Genomic DNA, 16997 nt, shown 5'->3' with positions numbered 1-16997 from the left:
AGGAGAATTGAAGGCTTTCCCATGCGAATTACAGGCTGAAATGATGTATTGAAAGGCTGTGTTATAGAAAATGGTTGATGCTTTTTTCCTTGAAGCTCCAAGAGGATAACCGGAAAAATGCCTTGGCCGTGGTTCCCGCCAAGGGGAAAACAGGAGAAAAAGGCTGTATTTTCACCACACTGTGGAGATGAAACAACCACATATATAACAGAGCCTATTGAAATACCGCGTATCAGGATCGGCTTTTCCCGTACGAATAGGCTAAAGCTGTGAGTTGCATCAGTATGCTGTGGGGGTTCATCAATCTTTGGTGGATTCCCTTTAAAAGGCATGGTGGAACCCATCGCTTTTTTATAGGGAAAACAGGAGAAGGTTATTTTCTCTACACAGCATGGTGAAAAATACAGGCTTTTTCTCTAGTTTTCCGTTGTCAGACTGCATGATTGCGGTATTTCGTTGCTTATTTACTTGGAATTTCAAGAAATAAAGCATCAGCCATTTCCTATGGCACAGCCTTTCCGCATAAATGCAGGCAGCGCCGCCGCATCGGACGTGCAAAAGGAAAATTGAAGGCTTTCCCATGCGAATTACAGGCTGAAATGATGTATTGAAAAGCTGTGTTATAGAAAATGGTTGATGCTTTTTTCCTTGAAGCTCCAAAGGGATAACCGGAAAAATGCCTTGGCCGTGGTTCCCGACAAGGGGAAAACCGGAGAAAAAGGCTGTATTTTCACTACACTGTGGAGATAAAACAAACATATATAACAGAGCCTATTGAAATAAGCGTATCAGGATCGTTTTTTTCCTTATGAATAGGCTGAAACTGTGGGGTTCATCAGTATGCTGTGGGGGTTCATCAGTATGCTGTGGGGGTTCATCAATCTTTGGTGGCTTCCCTTTAAAAGGCATGGTGGAACCCATCGCTTTTTTGTAGGGAAAACAGGAGAAGGTTATTTTCTCTACACAGCATGGTGAAAAATACAGGTTTTTTCTTTAGTTTTCCGTTGGCAGACTGCATGATTGCGGTATTTCGTTGCTTATTTACTTGGAATTTCAAGAAATAAAGCGTCAGCCATTTCCTATGGCACAGCCTTTCCGCATAAATGCAGGTAGCGCCGCCGCATCGGACGTGCAAAAGGAGAATTGAAGGCTTTCCCATGCGAATTACAGGCTGAAATGATGTATTGAAAGGCTGTGTTATAGAAAATGGTTGATGCTTTTTTCCTTGAAGCTCCAAAGGGATAACCAGCAAAATGTCTTGGTCGTAGTTCCCGCCAAGGGGAAAAACGGAGAAAAAGGCTGTATTTTCACCACACTTTGGAGATGAAACAGCCACATACTATAAGAGCCTATTGAAATACAGCGTATCAGGATCGGTTTTTTCCTTATGAATAGGCTGAAACTGTGGGTTGCATCAGTATGCTGTGGGGGTTCATCAATCTTTGGTGGATTCCCTTTAAAAGGCATGGCGGAACCCATCGCTTTTTTATCGGGAAAACAGGAGAAGCAAGGCGGCCTTTCCCTATAAGGAAGCGGCCCCATGTCCGGTACAGGCCGGATATGGGGCCGCTTCATCACATTTTGAAGGGAACCAAGAGCTTCATGCCGTCAAGAGGATGGGGCACGAGGCGGGCGGGCCCTTTGCCTCTTTTCCAAGCGTTCCCGGACGTATTTCAAGCAGGAAAAGATAGGGCCAATGGGTGCTCCTTGCGCTTCTTCTAGGGCGTGTTCACACTATGCCGAGCTTTTCCAATGGCTGAAATGGGTTGAAAGAAACATCCAACACCGAAAAAAATAGATACCTACTTGTAAAAATTATATTTGTTTTTATTTCGTGAACAGCCCTAGCGTTCCCGGACACATTCGGGGCGGAGCACATCACGGACGCGCAATTCAAAGTCGGTCAGCGTGCAGTCCTTGCCGTCCTCATACGGGCCGCACCACGGCACTTCAATATCCTGCCTCAAAACCCCACCCTTCATGGCGGGATCGTGCAACGTATCCAGCGACTGTCCGATCATCCCGGCCCGGAGCCGGTAGACGTCGTTTTGCAGCCACAGCGTCAGCACCAGCGCGCTCGCCGGGGGAATTTCATCGGGCGCATAGCCGGGGAGCTGCCAATGCAGGCCGAGCATGCCGCCGATGTTCGCAATATTCGTATCGTGCCCAACGAACACCACAACCTTCGCCTTGTTGACGGCGGGATCGGCATACCGGCCCGTAAGCGCGTTCGCCATATCCAGCAGCAGTTCGCTGCCGCGCCCGGCGGCAACGGAAGGCGCGCGGTTCACGGCGTCAAACACCTTGCTGTGCACCGGGAGCAGGCGTTGCAGCGCCGCCTTGTCCACGGCCCCCCATCCGGCGGGATGATCCCACTGCCCATACTCCAGCAGCATGATTTCCGCCGCGCTTGAAGCCGCCCCCAGTTTGCCGTCGAGGTGGACTGTACGGTTATCCTTGGCAAGCGTCAGGCGCGTGGGCACATCCATTGCCGTACACCCTTCGGGCAATTGATGCCTGCGGCAAAATTCGGGAGATGCGGGGCCAAGGATGGCCGCCAGCTCCCCTATCGGTGCCGAAAGCGACTGCTCAAGCCCCTCAATCGTGCCGACGGGGATTTCGTCCCGAACAACGGCGGGATCGAGCGCGCAATATCCGGCCTCCAACGGATGGAACAGCGGATCGGGCTGTGCCTTTTCATTCACGATAGGTTTGAACCCGCACCCCGGAGCCAACCCCTCAAGTACGGCTTCCCCCGTAGCCCGCGTGCGCTGATCCCGGTCGGCACGGACGGCTATCGTCCCGGCCTCCGGGCAACCTTTTGAAGGCAGCAAACCGGCCTCGCGCAACAACGCCGCCTCCTGTTCCCACATCGCGGTAACCAGCTTGGCCCCGCGCGGGGTCAGCCCGCCGCGCTTCACGGGCCATTCGGGCCAGTCCTTGCGGCTCCAGCTTTCAAGCGTTTCGGATGATTGCGTGGGCGAACGGACGCCGTGCCGCGACAATACCACCATTTTCAAAAGTTTTGCGTCGCCGCCGCCCAGATCCGCAGCCCCGCCCTCCGGCGCGGCTGCGGCAAGCAGCGCGCACAGCGCCAATATGGACAGTCCCCATTTCATGATTATCCTCCTTTGTTAGTGGCAGGCTACGCGTATTCCCAGCTTGCAGCCACCCCATGATAATCAGCATCCTTCCGCCGACAGGCCCCTCCGAGGCCCGCCCCTTTTTCAAGGAGTCCACGCTATGATGAAACGGTTCGTTCCGGTATTGGCCGCCTGTCTCTTCCTCATGTTCGGCACGGCGCAGGCCGCCACCTCCCTTGCCCTCCCCCCTCCCGATACCAAAGGGGGGAAGCCGCTCATGCAAACGCTCAGCGGACGGGCGACAAACCGCACGTTCACCGCAAAACCGCTTTCAGACAAACTGCTCGGCGATTTGCTCTGGGCCGCGTACGGCGTGAACCGCCCCAACGGGAAACGAACCATCCCCACGGCCCAAAACCGGCAGGATCTTGAAATCTACGTCCTCCGCAGCAGCGGGGCATGGCTCTACGACGCCCCGAAACACAGCCTCAAACAGGTCACTTCCTCCGACCTGCGCAGCTTCCTCGCCGGGCAGGGCCTTGTCCGCGAAGCCCCGGTAGGGCTGGTGTACGTCACCGACACCCAGAAAAACGGCAAAGAGCTTTTTGCCGCCATGCATGCGGGTTCCGCCTACCAGAACGTGGGCTTGTTCTGCGCTTCCGTGGGCCTGCACAACGTCGTTCGCGCTTCCTACGACGCTGAAGGCCTCGCTTCCGCCCTCGGCCTCCCCAAATCCAAACGTATCCTGATTTCCCAAAGCATCGGATGGGGCGAATAGAAAAAAGTAGGCTGTGTTATGGAAAATGGTTGATGCTTTTTCCTTGAAGCTCCAAAGGGATAACCGGAAAAATGCCTTAGCCGCGGATCCCGCCAAGGGGAAAACGGGAAAAAAGGCTCTATTTTTCACCGCACTGTGGAGATGAAACGACCACATACTCTAACAGAGCCAAAAAGTATCCCATAATGAACGGCAAAGAAAAAAGCCTGAACGAAATACCGTTCAGGCTCTTTTTTTCAAGATCCGCCGCTTCCGCCCGGAAAGGGCTCCCTCCGCGCGGCCTCCCCGCCAATCAAAAACCTTGGGAGGATGCGGGGTGGGGGTTCTTCCCGTTTTCCTCATTTTCCTCGGTTCCGTCCGCCTCTTGTCCCTCCATCCCGCCGTTCTTTCCCGTGCGCTGATCGCATTCCTCGTTGACGACCTGCACCCATGTGTCGAGCCCGGCCTGAATGTGATCAGGGATACGGAACGGCCCGGGCGCGGGCTCGTCGATCAGCGCCTTGATGCGCGCGGCGAGATCCTCGGCATTGCCGGGATCGGGGGTGACGTGCTCCTGCGGCAGAAACACGCTGGAACCGTTGGCGGTTGTGGACAACACCTTGAGCCCGCAGGCCAGCGCCTCAAGCACCGCGTTGGAACAGGCGTCATAAAACGAAGGCAGGACAAACAGATCCATCGCCCGGTACAACGCGGGCATGTCCTCCACCTTGCCGAGGAAATGGATGCGCCCGGCCACGCCGAGCCTTTTCGCAAGCCGCTGATAAGGCTCGGAATCCCGGCCCCCGGCGATGAACAGATGCACGGTATCGGGAAGCATCGCCACCGAGCGGATGAGGACGCCCGTGCCCTTGAGCGCGAAATTGCTGGTCGCGGTGGCGATGGCGACATGATTGTTGTCGATGTTCAGGGCGATGCGGGAAAGCAGCTTCTGCTCAGGCGTAGGCGGCGTGAAGCGGGAAAGATCCGGCAGGTTGTAGATGACCTCCGGCACGGGGATGCCGGGATACGCCTTCTGCGTCCAATGGCGCACCGCGTCGGACACGCAGATGATCCGACAGCCGCTGCGGTACTGGCGGTTGTCGATGATCCGGGTCAGCCAGTTGGAAGGCAGCAGGCGGCGGCGCAGGTGCTTGAACCAGCGGGGAAAACCGGCGGGCCACGCCTTCTCGGAAAGTTCCCAGAATGTCTTCTGCGGGCCGCCGCCCACGCGCATCATGTCCTGATTCCACGTCTTGCCGAGGCTGATCACCAGATCGTAGTTCCCGCACTTGCGCACCTGCTCGGCCCGGATGAGGAACCAGAGCATCTTGATGAACTTCAATCCGCCGGGACGCCCGACGACGTGCGTCCGCACGCCGACCGGCGGCAGGCACTCGGAACGGGCGCAGATGAATTCCACCTCATGTTCGCTGTTGCGGGTTTCCGCCAACGCTTCGGCAAGGCGGAAGGCAAACTGTTCGACGCCTCCGTAACGGCTGAGGCGGGGCAGGATAAGGGCGATTCGTGCCATGATGTCTAAGCGCGAGGGCGCGGGAAAAGGGTTGACGTGACCGTCCCGTTGTACCCTCCAAGCCGGGAAAAGCAAAGGGAACGCACAAGGGAGGCATTCGCGTTTCCAATGAAACTTATACTCAACCGCATGAAACTTAAAATGAATTTAAAAGGCTCTGCCATAGCACATGGTTGTTTTGTCTCGGCAATATGCTGAAAAATATATGCTTTTTCGCCAATTTTCCGCTGGCGGGCTCCATGACTGGGGATTTTATTGGTTATTTCTTTGGAATTTCAAGGAAATAAAGCATCAACCGTTTTCTATGACACAGCCTTTAAAAAAACATCAAAAGGGCGCATGTCTCCGCAAGGTTTTCATGCCGCCCCCGCTGGGATCGGAACCCCGTCTTTCTTCCGGTTTTCCCTCCCTCTCCGGCGATCAAAGCGGGAGGCCATCGCCGAACGGCGGAGGATCAGCCTTTCCTTCCGGTTTTCCCTGCCTTATAGTGGCGGGCATGTTTGATCTTACACTCCCCGCGCGCACGCCGCTGCCGCAGCCGCCGTTTTTGCCCACCACCCGCGCCGAAATGGACGCCATCGGGTGGGATTCCCTTGATATTCTTCTTGTCACGGGCGACGCCTACGTGGATCACCCTTCCTTCGGCGTGCCCCTGCTCGGCCGCTGGCTGGTCGGGCACGGCTACCGCGTGGGCATCGTGGCCCAGCCGCGCTGGAAGGACGAGGGGCAGGGCACCGCCGACCTCGCCCGCATGGGCCGCCCCCGCCTGTTCGCCGGGGTGAGCGCCGGGGCGCTGGATTCCATGCTGGCGCACTACACGGCGTTCCGCAAAAAACGCCACGATGACGCCTACACGCCCGGCGGCAAGGCCGGGGCGCGCCCCAACCGCGCCGTCATCGTCTACGCGGGGCTGATCCGCAAGACCTTCCCCGGCCTGCCCCTGCTCGCCGGAGGCATCGAAGCCTCGCTCCGCCGCATCACCCATTACGACTTTTGGGCCGACAGCCTGCGCCGTTCCATCCTGTTCGACGCCCGGCTGGACATCCTTTCCTGCGGCATGGGCGAGCGCGCCCTGCTCGACGTCGCCCGGCGGCTCGACGCCGTGGCCGAAATTGTGGGCGATCTGTCCGTGCTGGAACCCGTAGACGGCGAAATCTGGCCGGATCTCTGGGCAGGCATCCCCGGCACGGCGCGGCTCGTCAAAACGGCCTCCATCCCCTCCGATGCCGGGGAACTGGACGGCCTTGAGCTTGTCCGCCTGCCCTCGCACGAGGAGATGCTTGCCGAGCCCCGCGCCTATCTGGACGGCACCGTCCGGCTTGAGCGCGAGACGCACCAGTCCCGCCGCATCCTCGCGCAGCCCAACGGCGACCGCACGGTTCTCCTCACGCCGCCCGCCGCCCCCCTGACCACCGAAGAGCTGGACGGCCTGTACGCCCTGCCGTTCTCGCGGCGTCCGCACCCTTCCTACAAGGAACCGATCCCGGCGGTGGAAATGATCGCCACGAGCATCACCACCCATCGCGGCTGCGGGGGCGGGTGCTCGTTCTGCTCGCTGGCCCTCCATCAGGGCCGCCGCATCGCCTCCCGCTCCAAAGCCTCCATCCTCGACGAGGCAAAACGCATTGCCGCCATGCCGCGCGGCGGCTCCATTTCCGACGTGGGCGGCCCGAGCGCGAATATGTGGGGCGCATCCTGCCGCCTCGATCCTTCCAAGTGCCGACGCGACAGCTGCATGCATCCGTCCATCTGCAAGGGGTTTTCCGTGGATCAGCGCGCCTGCATCGCTCTCCTCCGCGACGTGCAGGCCACGCCCGGCGTAAGGCATGTCCGTGTCGCCAGCGGCGTGCGCTTCGATCTCGCGCTCAAGGATGCCACCGCGCTTGCGGCCTACACCGGCGAATTCACCGGCGGGCAGCTCAAAATCGCGCCTGAGCATTGCGTGCCCGAAGTCCTCGACCTCATGCGCAAGCCCGGCATGAAGCCCTTTGAAGCCTTCCTCGAAGCCTTTGCCCGCTACTCCGAAGCCCACGGCAAGGAACAGTACGTCATCCCCTATCTGATGAGCGCCTTTCCCGGCTGCACCGATGCGCACATGCGCCAGCTTGGGGACTGGCTTGCCGCCCGGAACTGGTCGCCCCGTCAGGTACAGTGCTTCATCCCCACGCCGGGCACGGTGGCGACGGCCATGTACTACGCCCGCTGCACCCCGGACGGCGCGCCCATTTATGTGGCCCGGACGGATGAGGAGCGCCGCCGCCAGCATGAAATCCTGCTCGGAAAGCCCTCCGGCCAGCGCCCCCGCACGCAGGGGCAGGGTAACAGGAAAGCTTTTGCGGAGAGGGGCAGGAGGAAGAGGTAAGATTGGAGGGGGCGGGGAGGGCTTTCTGGAGAAAGCCCTCCCCGCCCCCTCCAAACCTCCCCCACCCCTCCCAAAGACTTTCGTGTTTATCGAATCCCTGTTCCCAGCGTTCCCTGTTGCTCTTTTTGGAGGTTCCAATATATTCGAGGCATTCGCCCTTTCGATGGCTTTATAAAAAATTCATTTTGAATTTCAGACAGTTGAAATGCGACTTTCATTACAAAAATAAATGCCTCATATCTTCCATTCTATTGATGACAAAGCAATGTTGTCATAAAGAATCTTTTGGCTGTGTCATAGAAAACGGTTGATGCTTTATTTCCTTGAAATTCTAAAGAAATAACCAATAAAATCCCCCAATCGCAGAGCCCACCAGCGGAAAATTTTGGAGAAAAAGCATATATTTTCAGCATATTGCTGAAACAAAACAACCATGTACTATGACAGAGCCAATCTTTTTGGCTCTGTTATGGCATGTGGTTGTTTCATCTCCACAGTGCGGTCAAAATACAGCCTTTTTCTCCGGTTTTCCCCTTGGCGGGATCCACGGCTAAGGCATTTTATCTGTTAATCATTTGGAATTTTAAGAAAAAAACATCAACCTTTTTCTATAACACGGCCATCTTTTTTGATCGGAAAAGCCGACATGAGGGATTCGATAAAGCCGAAAAATTTTGAAGAGGGAGGGATGGGGTTTGGGGAAGGGAGGGGGAAACTTTTTTAAAAGTTTCCCCCTCCCTTCCCCAAGTCCCCCGCACAACCAATGACCACAACACGCTCTCCACTCCCCGCCGTCGTGCTCGCCGCAGGGTTCTCCCGGCGCATGGGGCGCTGCAAACTGACCCTGACGCTGAACGGGGAACCGCTCGTGCGCCGGGCCGTCCACGCCGCGCTGGACGCCGGGCTTGCCCCCGTGTTCGTCACCGTGCGGCCCGACGCCTCCCCGGAATTGCTCAAGGCCGTCTCCGGCTTCGATGCCCGCGTGGAGATCGTCCCCGCCCCCGACGCCCACCTTGGACAGGCCGAATCCCTCAAGGCGGGCATCCGGCGGCTTGTTGCACGCTTTGCCTGCCCTCCTCAGGGCGTCGCCGTCCTCCTTGGGGATCAGCCGCTGGTCGGGGCGGAGCTGGTACGGGAACTGACGGCGTTTTATCTGCAAAAGCCGGAATGCGCGGCGGCCCCGGCGTGCGGCGGCGTCCGGGGCAACCCGGTGATCCTGCCCGCCGGGGCATTCGGCGAAACGCTCCACCTGAGCGGCGACAAGGGCGCCAGAGACATTCTGGCCGCATTCGGCTTGCGCCTCATGCCTACCAATGATACGGCAGCAATAACAGATGTTGATACGTGGGAGGCTTACGAAAGCCTGTCCCGTGCAAAGCCTTTGTAAGGAAGCCTCCATGTCCCAATCCGCGAGCGAACACGCAGTCCATTTCGTCACGCCTCCCCTTCGGAACGGCAAGCCCTACGAAAATCCGGCCCTTCCCGAACTTCCCAGACTGTGGAGCCTCGACCACCCGGATACCGCGCCGATCCCCGACGAGGCGGCCTGCCGTGCCCTGTGGACGCACTACGCCATGTTTTCCCATATCGAACGGCACAGCGAATGCGTGGCCGATATGGCCGAAGCGCTGGCCCGAAGAGCGATTGAAACGGGCGCATCCAGACACCCCGAACTCGTGGCCCTGTCCCGCGCGGCGGGCCTGCTGCACGACATCGCCAAATCCTATACCGTGCAGTTCGGCGGCAGCCATGCCCAGATCGGCGCGTCATGGGTAATCGATTCCACGGGCAGCCATAAGGTCGCCCAGGCCGTCTACCACCACGTCGAATGGCCCTGGCCGTTGCCCGAAGATCTTATCCATCCTGTTTTTTTCGTCATTTATGCGGACAAGCGGGCCCGCCACGACGAAATGGTATCGCTCGACGAGCGCTATGAAGATCTGCTTGTCCGCTATGGAAAAAGCGAACACTCCCGCGCCGCCATCCATCGCGGCTGGGAACATTCCAAAACCATTGAGCGCGTCCTTTCGGCGCAACTGGAGTTTCCTCTCCATGAAAGTACTGTTGTTGGCGGGCGGCTGGTCTCCCGAACGTGAAGTTTCCCTGAAGGGCGGCGAGCAGATCGCCGCCGCCCTCAAGGAACGCGGGCACAGCGTAACGCTCTGCGATCCGGCCAAGGATTTTGAACGGCTTATGGACATGGCCCGCGGACATGACGCGGCCTTCATCAACCTGCACGGCGCGCCCGGCGAAGACGGCCTCGTACAGGCCATCCTCGATCGCGTGGGCTGCCCGTATCAGGGGGCCGGCCCCGCCGGTTCCTTCCTCGCCCTGCACAAGGCGGCGGCCCGGCAGATCTTCCGCGATGCGGGCCTGAACATCCCCGACGGCGTGTTCCTGCCCCGACATCCCGGCCCGAACTGGAAGCCCGATCTGCAATACCCGATGTTCGTCAAGTCGAACACCGGCGGCTCAAGCCTGCACCTTTCCCGCGTCACCAACGAGGAGGAGCTCTACACGGCCCTGAATTCCCTGTTCTCAATGGGGGAAGAAGCCATTGTGGAAACCGCTGTCGCCGGCCGTGAAGTCACCTGCGGCGTGCTCGGCGAAGAGGCGCTTGCGCCCATCCTCGTCGTCTCCAAGGGCAACTACTTCGATTACCACAACAAGTACGCGCCCGACGGCGCGCAGGAAATCTGCCCCGCGCCCATTACCCCCGAAGAAACCGCCAAAGTGCAGGACGCAGCCCTCCGCGCCCACCACGCGCTTGGGCTCAAGGGCTACAGCCGCGCCGACTTCATCCTTCAGGATGACGGCACGTTGTACATCCTTGAAGTCAACACCACGCCGGGCATGACCTCCACCAGCCTCGTCCCCCGCGAAGCCGCTGTCAAAGGCATGTCCTTCGCGGATCTCATCGAACGCCTGCTTGAACTCGCCCTGAAACGGTAGGGCAAACAAGACCCCCTGCGGGGGAAGAGGGAACCTTTCCACAAGGCTGTGCGCCAGAAAAGAGTTGATGCTTTTTTCCTTGAAATTCCAAAGGAATAACCAGAAAAACGCCTCAGCTATGGATTCAGCCAAGGGGAAAACCGGAGAAAAAGGCTGTCTTTTCACCGTGCTGTGGAGATGAAACGACCACACGCTATGACAAAGCCTTCCAGAAAAAGGCCCCCCTTCCCCCGCCGCCTTTCAAACCAAGGATACCTTATAGTGAAACGCAGCGTGCTCCGCGCCCTGTTGAGCGGCGCATACGGTTTGGCATGGCTGGCGGCCCGTCCAGTCCTGCGCCGCCATAAACGCCTTCAGGATGGCTTCCCGCAGCGTCTTATCCCTGACGGGTGGCCCGGCCCGGCGCTCGGCACGGAAACGGACGGCGGAAGCGCAAACACCTGTGCAAAGGCGGACATCTGGCTTCAGGCGGCATCCGGCGGTGAAGCCTACCTTGTCTGGGAACTGCTCGCCCATCTTGCCGTACTCTGCGAGAGGCAGGGCGATCCCGAACCGCTGCGTGTGCTCGCCACCACATGGACACGGCAGGGGCTCGACATCTTGCGGAATATGTCGGGAAAACTTCATGAGAAACACCCGTGGCTGTCCGTCCGGCCCACATTTTTCCCGCTGGACGATCCGAAGCTCATGGAGAAGGCGCTCGAACAAGCCCGCCCCCGTGTGGTCGGCCTGCTGGAAACCGAACTCTGGCCCGGCCTCATGCTGGCTTGCGAAAAACGAAATATCCCCATGCTGATCCTCAACGGGCGCATGACGGACAAAAGCCTGCGCGGTTACCTCAGGCTTGGGGCCGTCGTCCCCGGCTTTTGGGAATCCATCGCGCCCAAGCATGTCTGCGCCATCTCAAAAACGGACGCCGGGCGTTTCGCCCGGATCTTCGGTGGCGACGGAGTGGAGGCCGTACCGAACATCAAATTCGACCGGGCCACCGCCACAGCCATGCCCGCCGTCTCCACCCCCCTGCTCAAGCTCCTGCCTCCCGAACTTCACGCCCGGCAGACCGTCCTGCTGGCCTCCGTCCGTGAACAGGAAGAACCCGCGCTCCTTTCCGTCATCCAGACACTGCACGCGCACGGCGCCCCCACCATCGTCGTCGCCCCCCGGCACATGCACCGCGTCAAACCGTGGCAGGCCCTTCTGAGCGGCGCGAAACTCCCCGCCGTCATGCGCTCGAAACAAACGGAAACCATCCCCGCAGGCTCCATCGTCATCTGGGATACGTTCGGGGAACTCGGCCAGCTTTACCAGCTTGCGGACGCCGTTTTCGTCGGCGGCAGCCTTGCCCCACTCGGCGGCCAGAATTTCCTCGAACCCTTGGCACTGGGCAGGATTCCCTGCTGCGGCCCGCATCTGGACAACTTCGCATGGGCACTGGAACCTTCCGGCGAAGCCGAACGAGACTCGCTCGAAACCCTCGGCCTTCTCCAAATCGGGGAAAACGCCAAGGCCGTCGCGACACTGCTGCAACAGCAACTCGCCGCACCAACGCACCATGACGCCGTGCGGGAACGCTTCCAACGCTGGCTCGCGCCTCGTCTCGGCGGCTCGGCCCGCTGTGCGCAGAGATTATTGGATGAAATGGTGAAATGAGGCGAAAGAACGGGGGAGGGAACTTTTTACAAAGGCTGTGACATAGGAAACAGTTGATGTTTTCCTTTTTGAAAAGCTCTGTCATAGCATTTGGTTGTTTTATTTCAGCAGTATGCTGAAAATACAGCCTTTTTCTCCAATTTTTCCGCTGATGGAGTCCATGATTGGGGGCATTTTATTTGGTTATTCCTTTGAAATTTCAAGAAGGCTCTGCCATAGTATGTAGTTGTTTCATCTCCACAGCGCGGTGAAAATGCAGCTTTTTCTCCAGTTTTCCCTTTGGCGGAATCCACGGCTAAAGTATTTTGCCGGTTATCCCTTTGAAACTTCAAGGAAAAAAGCATCAACCATTTTCTAGGACACAGCCTTTTGAAGTTCCAAAGAAATAACCAGCAGAATGTTCCAATTATGGAGCCCATCAGCGAGAAAATCTGAGTAAAAGTCTCTATTTTCAACATATTAAAAAAACAACAATATACTCTGACAGAGCCTTTACAAAAAGCTCTCTCTCCCGACCCTTCCCGCAAAACTGCGACGAATGGAGAGGAGACGCGAAAGGAGTCCGTTCCGCTCACGGCCTGTACCCCTTTCTTTTCCCTTAAGGAGCTGTCATAGTATGTAGTTGCTTTATTTCAGCAGTATACTGGAAATAAAGGCTTTTTCTCCAATTTTTCTGCTGATGGAGTCCGTAATTGGGGGTATTTTATTTGGTTATTCCTTTGAAATTTCAAGAAGGCTCTGTCATAGTATGTGGTTGTTTAATCTCCACAGCGCGGTGAAAATGCAGCTTTTTCTCCAGTTTTCCCCTTGGCGGAATCCATAGCCAAGGCATTTTACTGGTTATCCCTTTGGAACTTCAAGGAAAAAAGCATCAACCATTTTCTAGGACACAGCCTTCGAGAAGGCATAACCGTTTTCCATGACGCAACCAAAAACAAAAGCCTGAACCTATTCTTGTTCAGGCTCTTTTCATATCTTCAGTGAAAACTGTCGGCAGGAGCAACGCGAAATGCCGATACCCTGCTGTCCAGATCTCCAGTAAAAACGGGAAGAAGACGGACAACCGAGATAATCAGCAAGAGAACCGGCTCCTTCCCTCTTTACAGGGAAGACCGCCCCCCAAGAACGCCGCGCCGAAGCGCTTTCCATACCTACAGGGAAGGCTGGCAAGAGGGATTCGATAACGTCAAAAGTCTTTGGAAAGGGAGGGATGGGGTTTGGGGAAGGGAGGGAAAAGCTTTTCTCCAGAAAAGTTTTCCCTCCCTTCCCCAATATTTCTATGCTCTTTACGCTAACTCAACTTCAATACCGTCATGCCGCCGATGAGCAGCACCATGCCGAGCCATGCGCAGGGCTTGAGCCTCTGGCCGAGCAGGAACCAGCCGCCGATGGAAGTCCCAAGGATGCCGAAACCGCCCCACATGGCATAGGCCACCGCGAGATCCATATCCCGCACGGCGAGCGAAAGTGAGTAAAAGGCCAGCCCAACCATGCCGAGCGAAGCGAACCCTATGAACTTGCGCCGGAACCCCTGCGATTTGGCAAGCAGCAGGTTGGCCACAATATCCAGCAGTGCGGCAACGATCACAGCCAACAGCGAGAGCGAAAAGAACGAACTCATGACGCCGCCCCCGCCTTGGCGGGACGCTGGGCGGGCCCGCCTTCGGATGTGCCGTGATGGATCAACAGCGCCCCGCTGAGAACGGCAAGCAACGCCATGAAGCGTTGCAGGTTCATGGCTTCACCGAGCAGGAAGACGCTTACGAGCGTGATCATGGTCAGCCCGAGGCCTTCCCAGAAGGCATAGGCCACGCCGATGGGAAGCCCGGTCGCGGCAAGCGCAAGGCAGTAGTACGAAAGCCCGATCAGCGCGAACATGGCTATAAGCCCCGCATTGGGGCCGAGGAGCCAGCCTTCGTGCTGGGACATCTTCATCACCGAAGTCCCGCCCACTTCAAAAAGAATGGCACAGAACAAAAAAAACCAATGCTTCACATGCGATACAGAAGACATAAAAAACTCCGTCGTCTTGAGGCGCATACACGCGAACAGAGCGCGGCAACGCCCGAACAGCAAAAAAGAAAGAACAAAGACGCGCGGAGGGCGACTTAGAGCAGGCTGATCCAAGTCCTTTCGGCTGAGGAGAGGCCGCATTGCAGCCAACGCGGATAGAGAGCAGATGTCGTCATAATAAAAAAAGATAAGGCATGTTGGCATAGAAGGCAAGGCGACGTTCTCACCGGGACGAAATATTCCCGTGCGCCGGCAGCCGAACCTCCCAAGACAGGAAAAAAACAAGGCCGCGCCATAGGAAACGGTTGATGTTTTCTTGAAATTCCAAAGGAATAACCGATAAAATCCCCCAATCATGGGGCCATCAGCGAAAACCGGAGAAAGAACCTATATTTTCAGCATATTGTAGACATAAAACAACCAGATGCCCTGACAGAGCCGGAAACAATGCTATGGCGGAGAAAAGATCCCAAAACGGCGTTCCGGGCGCAGCGGCGTACGGACGTCCCCTTTTCTCCGCCGGGGAAGCTATTCGTCAACCCGCTTGGCAATCCATGAGGCGTGGTTGGGCGGGCCCGCACCGAGCCCCGGCGCGTACCCGTGGCGCAGGCAATGATTCAGGAACTTCTGGGCGTGCACGATGGCATCCCGGATTCCGAGCCCAAGCCCCAGATAGGCCGCAATGGCGGCGGACAGCGTGCAGCCTGTGCCGTGGTTGTTCAAGGTCTTTACTCCGGGCTGCCTCAACGCAACAAGCGGTTCGCCCGGCAGGGCCAGCCAGTCCGTGAATTCTGCATCGGAGGCCGAGCCGAAATGCCCGCCCTTGATGAGCACGGCCTTGGGGCCCATATCGAGGAGCTTGCGCGCGGCGACGTCAACATCCTTTTCCGAATCGATCTTCATGTCCGCGAGCAGTTCCGCCTCCGGGCGGTTGGGCGTCAGGAGATCGGCCTTGGGCAGAATGTGCCAGCGCAAGGCATTGACCGCATCCTCGCGGAGGAGCCGCTGCCCGCTCTGGCTTACGCAGACGGGATCAACCACAAGCGGGAACTCGCGCCCCTGCAATCCGGCCTCGACCGCCTCAATGATTTCGGCGGAGAACAGCATGCCGGTCTTGGCCGCGGCGATGGGGAAGCCTTCCCGAACCGTTTTGAGCTGAAGCCCCACAAAACCCGGTTCCGGGGCATGGATGCCCGCGACGCCCACGCCGTTCTGCGCGGTCAGGGCGGTAATGACGCTCATCCCGAACCCGCCGATAACGGTGATGGTTTTGAGGTCGGCCTGAATGCCCGCGCCGCCGCCGGAGTCGGAACCGGCGATGGTGAGGATACATGGAGGAGTAGGCATGGCAAACGCTCCTTTGATGGTGCGATTATCTGTAAAGATCTTTCCCGTCGGGAAATACGGGGCCACCATACCTTCCCTCACTCCGGCGGACAAGCCCCATCCGGTTATTGTTCCGGGTCAGGGCCAAGCCGAACATAAAGAGCGTTTCGGAAAGCGGACGCCCAAGCAGGAAGGGAAGACAGCTTTCCGGGATGTTGCCGCGTTCCACGCACAGTTGGCGGAACGAAATATCGTAGCGCACCGTTTCCAGCAGGGCTTCGGTGGCTTCCTTTTCGGCGGGCGTGCCGGGATTGATCGGCGGCATGACAAGCTTCGCCAGCGGCGCGATGCGCGAATAGGCGCACATTTCCTCATAGGCGGGGAACAGGCCAAGCCATTCCTCCGGCGCGCCCACGGCCCGCATCACATCCGTGCGGGAAGCTCGGTCATGGGCGTACAGCTCGGCGATGCCCCGCGTGTCGGAACAGTTCAGCACCCGGCACTGGGAAGGGCGGCGGCCATAAATCGCACATCCGGCGTCCCGGCCCGGCAAGGCGTCCGGCATACGGACGAGAAAACGGCATTCCCAATCCGTCCGGCCCTTGGACGGGGCCAGCTTTACGCATTCGCCCTCAAGAGGCGTCAGGGTGCCGAGCACATCGTCACGAACCAGCTCGCCGGTACGCAACGTGACCAGATCGGCCATGCCGAACGGGACGGTTTCCTTGGCCGGGGCATCAAGGCGATCGAGCAGGGACAAGTCGTCCTTGTGCAGCACCGGCCCCCCAAGGCGGCAACATTGGCCGCAGCGTTTGCAGGATGACATCAGGCACTATCCTTCCTTGTTGAATGTCTCCGCCGATGGTAAGGGACTCCGCCCCCGGCGGCAAGAACAACTTCCTATCGAGGAGCTTGCGTTTTGAAACGGCATAACGGCATTGAAAAAGAAAGCTGTGCCATGGAATTGCTGCCTTTTCCCTTGAAGCTTCAAAGGAATAACCAGCAAAATGCCTCAACCATGAAGTCCGCCAAGGGGAAAACTGGAGAAAAAGGCCCTATTTTCACCGTGCTGTGGAGATGAAAGCCGCATGCTCTGACAGCCCCCAAAAGAAACCCTATCCCAAAACAATACGCCCCATTCCCCCCCAAAAAAACGGCCCCATCCGTCCCCCGGATGGAACCGTCCCCTTTTGTCCCGCCTCAACCAATCCTCTGCAAGCCACAGGCAAAACCGACAAGAGGGATTCGATAAGGCCGAAAGTCTTGGGAGTGGAGGGGGTGGGGTTTGGGGAGGGGGAGGAGAACCTTTCTCCAGAAAGGTTC

General features: G+C 57.9%; 17 protein-coding genes. 7 read left to right on the top strand and 10 right to left on the bottom strand.

Going from position 1 to position 16997, the window contains the following annotated elements; genetic code table 11:
- From ACZM8Y_RS15175 to ACZM8Y_RS15160, 4 genes are all read right to left on the bottom strand, one after another.
- The coding region (locus tag ACZM8Y_RS15175; RefSeq protein WP_482334324.1) for a hypothetical protein at positions 1 to 344 on the bottom strand (344 nt) is incomplete at its 3' end.
- Positions 345 to 351: 7 nt separating this feature from the next.
- Complete coding sequence (locus ACZM8Y_RS15170; protein ID WP_482334326.1) at positions 352 to 759, bottom strand: hypothetical protein; 408 nt, start codon at positions 757 to 759, stop codon at positions 352 to 354.
- 139 nt (positions 760 to 898) lie between these two features.
- Complete coding sequence (locus ACZM8Y_RS15165; RefSeq protein WP_482334328.1) at positions 899 to 1336, bottom strand: hypothetical protein; 438 nt, start codon at positions 1334 to 1336, stop codon at positions 899 to 901.
- A 508-nt stretch (positions 1337 to 1844) separates the two neighbouring features.
- Entirely contained in the window at positions 1845 to 3119 is a 1275-nt protein-coding gene (locus tag ACZM8Y_RS15160) for a histidine-type phosphatase (protein ID WP_479859404.1), read from the bottom strand.
- 124 nt (positions 3120 to 3243) lie between these two features.
- On the opposite strand from ACZM8Y_RS15160, the gene ACZM8Y_RS15155 reads away from it, so the two are divergent.
- The gene (locus ACZM8Y_RS15155; RefSeq protein WP_302551334.1) at positions 3244 to 3861 is read left to right on the top strand and encodes a SagB/ThcOx family dehydrogenase; all 618 of its coding nucleotides are present in this window, start codon (positions 3244 to 3246) and stop codon (positions 3859 to 3861) included.
- Positions 3862 to 4153: 292 nt separating this feature from the next.
- Here the strand turns inward: ACZM8Y_RS15155 and ACZM8Y_RS15150 are convergent, their stop codons facing one another.
- Positions 4154 to 5371 carry a glycosyltransferase family 4 protein gene (locus tag ACZM8Y_RS15150; RefSeq protein ID WP_482334330.1) on the bottom strand — a complete coding sequence of 406 codons (1218 nt, stop codon included), beginning with the start codon at positions 5369 to 5371 and terminating at the stop codon, positions 4154 to 4156.
- Between the two features lie 496 nt (positions 5372 to 5867).
- Here ACZM8Y_RS15150 and ACZM8Y_RS15145 point away from each other — a divergent pair, with 496 nt between their 5' ends.
- From ACZM8Y_RS15145 to ACZM8Y_RS15125, 5 genes are all read left to right on the top strand, one after another.
- Positions 5868 to 7733: a YgiQ family radical SAM protein gene (locus tag ACZM8Y_RS15145; RefSeq protein ID WP_487480230.1), complete on the top strand. Its 1866-nt coding sequence runs from the start codon at positions 5868 to 5870 to the stop codon at positions 7731 to 7733.
- A gap of 763 nt (positions 7734 to 8496) precedes the next feature.
- Positions 8497 to 9120, top strand: coding sequence for a nucleotidyltransferase family protein (locus ACZM8Y_RS15140; RefSeq protein WP_482334294.1), 624 nt, complete (start codon positions 8497 to 8499; stop codon positions 9118 to 9120).
- A 10-nt stretch (positions 9121 to 9130) separates the two neighbouring features.
- On the top strand, positions 9131 to 9829 hold the full coding sequence (locus tag ACZM8Y_RS15135) for an HDIG domain-containing metalloprotein (protein WP_482334296.1): 699 nt from the start codon (positions 9131 to 9133) through the stop codon (positions 9827 to 9829).
- Positions 9786 to 10685 (top strand): D-alanine--D-alanine ligase family protein, encoded by a 900-nt coding sequence (locus ACZM8Y_RS15130; protein ID WP_337431127.1) that lies wholly within the window; start codon positions 9786 to 9788, stop codon positions 10683 to 10685. The genes ACZM8Y_RS15135 and ACZM8Y_RS15130 overlap by 44 nt, the downstream gene beginning before the upstream one ends.
- Before the next feature lie 261 nt (positions 10686 to 10946).
- Entirely contained in the window at positions 10947 to 12335 is a 1389-nt protein-coding gene (locus tag ACZM8Y_RS15125) for a 3-deoxy-D-manno-octulosonic acid transferase (protein ID WP_482334297.1), read from the top strand.
- A gap of 104 nt (positions 12336 to 12439) precedes the next feature.
- Here the strand turns inward: ACZM8Y_RS15125 and ACZM8Y_RS15120 are convergent, their stop codons facing one another.
- The 5 genes from ACZM8Y_RS15120 to ACZM8Y_RS15100 form a co-directional block, all read right to left on the bottom strand.
- On the bottom strand, positions 12440 to 12910 hold the full coding sequence (locus tag ACZM8Y_RS15120) for a hypothetical protein (RefSeq protein ID WP_487480222.1): 471 nt from the start codon (positions 12908 to 12910) through the stop codon (positions 12440 to 12442).
- Between the two features lie 716 nt (positions 12911 to 13626).
- Complete coding sequence (gene mdtI, locus ACZM8Y_RS15115) at positions 13627 to 13956, bottom strand: multidrug/spermidine efflux SMR transporter subunit MdtI (RefSeq protein WP_302551343.1); 330 nt, start codon at positions 13954 to 13956, stop codon at positions 13627 to 13629.
- A complete protein-coding gene (locus ACZM8Y_RS15110) occupies positions 13953 to 14348 on the bottom strand; it encodes a DMT family transporter (RefSeq protein ID WP_302551344.1) in 396 nt (131 codons plus the stop codon). The genes mdtI and ACZM8Y_RS15110 overlap by 4 nt, the downstream gene beginning before the upstream one ends.
- Positions 14349 to 14876: 528 nt before the next feature.
- Positions 14877 to 15695, bottom strand: coding sequence for a bifunctional hydroxymethylpyrimidine kinase/phosphomethylpyrimidine kinase (gene thiD / locus ACZM8Y_RS15105; RefSeq protein WP_302551345.1), 819 nt, complete (start codon positions 15693 to 15695; stop codon positions 14877 to 14879).
- Between the two features lie 25 nt (positions 15696 to 15720).
- The gene (locus ACZM8Y_RS15100; protein WP_479859923.1) at positions 15721 to 16500 is read right to left on the bottom strand and encodes a YkgJ family cysteine cluster protein; all 780 of its coding nucleotides are present in this window, start codon (positions 16498 to 16500) and stop codon (positions 15721 to 15723) included.
- 93 nt (positions 16501 to 16593) lie between these two features.
- Here ACZM8Y_RS15100 and ACZM8Y_RS15095 point away from each other — a divergent pair, with 93 nt between their 5' ends.
- Positions 16594 to 16755 carry a hypothetical protein gene (locus ACZM8Y_RS15095; RefSeq protein ID WP_479859924.1) on the top strand — a complete coding sequence of 54 codons (162 nt, stop codon included), beginning with the start codon at positions 16594 to 16596 and terminating at the stop codon, positions 16753 to 16755.
- Positions 16756 to 16997 lie beyond the last annotated feature (242 nt).

Source organism: Bilophila sp. (genome assembly GCF_057864385.1).
Note: the sequence above shows the minus strand (reverse complement) of the source record. Positions and strands in the feature narration are given on the sequence as shown.

Excerpts from the sequence above, each read along its gene's own strand:
- ACZM8Y_RS15170 (WP_482334326.1), bottom strand. The coding sequence starts at position 759 with ATGTTTGTTTTATCTCCACAGTGTAGTGAAAATACAGCCTTTTTCTCC.
- ACZM8Y_RS15160 (WP_479859404.1), bottom strand. The coding sequence starts at position 3,119 with ATGAAATGGGGACTGTCCATATTGGCGCTGTGCGCGCTGCTTGCCGCA.
- ACZM8Y_RS15155 (WP_302551334.1), top strand. The coding sequence starts at position 3,244 with ATGATGAAACGGTTCGTTCCGGTATTGGCCGCCTGTCTCTTCCTCATG.
- ACZM8Y_RS15150 (WP_482334330.1), bottom strand. The coding sequence starts at position 5,371 with ATGGCACGAATCGCCCTTATCCTGCCCCGCCTCAGCCGTTACGGAGGC.
- ACZM8Y_RS15145 (WP_487480230.1), top strand. The coding sequence starts at position 5,868 with ATGTTTGATCTTACACTCCCCGCGCGCACGCCGCTGCCGCAGCCGCCG.
- ACZM8Y_RS15140 (WP_482334294.1), top strand. The coding sequence starts at position 8,497 with ATGACCACAACACGCTCTCCACTCCCCGCCGTCGTGCTCGCCGCAGGG.
- ACZM8Y_RS15135 (WP_482334296.1), top strand. The coding sequence starts at position 9,131 with ATGTCCCAATCCGCGAGCGAACACGCAGTCCATTTCGTCACGCCTCCC.
- ACZM8Y_RS15130 (WP_337431127.1), top strand. The coding sequence starts at position 9,786 with ATGAAAGTACTGTTGTTGGCGGGCGGCTGGTCTCCCGAACGTGAAGTT.
- mdtI (WP_302551343.1), bottom strand. The coding sequence starts at position 13,956 with ATGAGTTCGTTCTTTTCGCTCTCGCTGTTGGCTGTGATCGTTGCCGCA.
- ACZM8Y_RS15110 (WP_302551344.1), bottom strand. The coding sequence starts at position 14,348 with ATGTCTTCTGTATCGCATGTGAAGCATTGGTTTTTTTTGTTCTGTGCC.
- thiD (WP_302551345.1), bottom strand. The coding sequence starts at position 15,695 with ATGCCTACTCCTCCATGTATCCTCACCATCGCCGGTTCCGACTCCGGC.
- ACZM8Y_RS15100 (WP_479859923.1), bottom strand. The coding sequence starts at position 16,500 with ATGTCATCCTGCAAACGCTGCGGCCAATGTTGCCGCCTTGGGGGGCCG.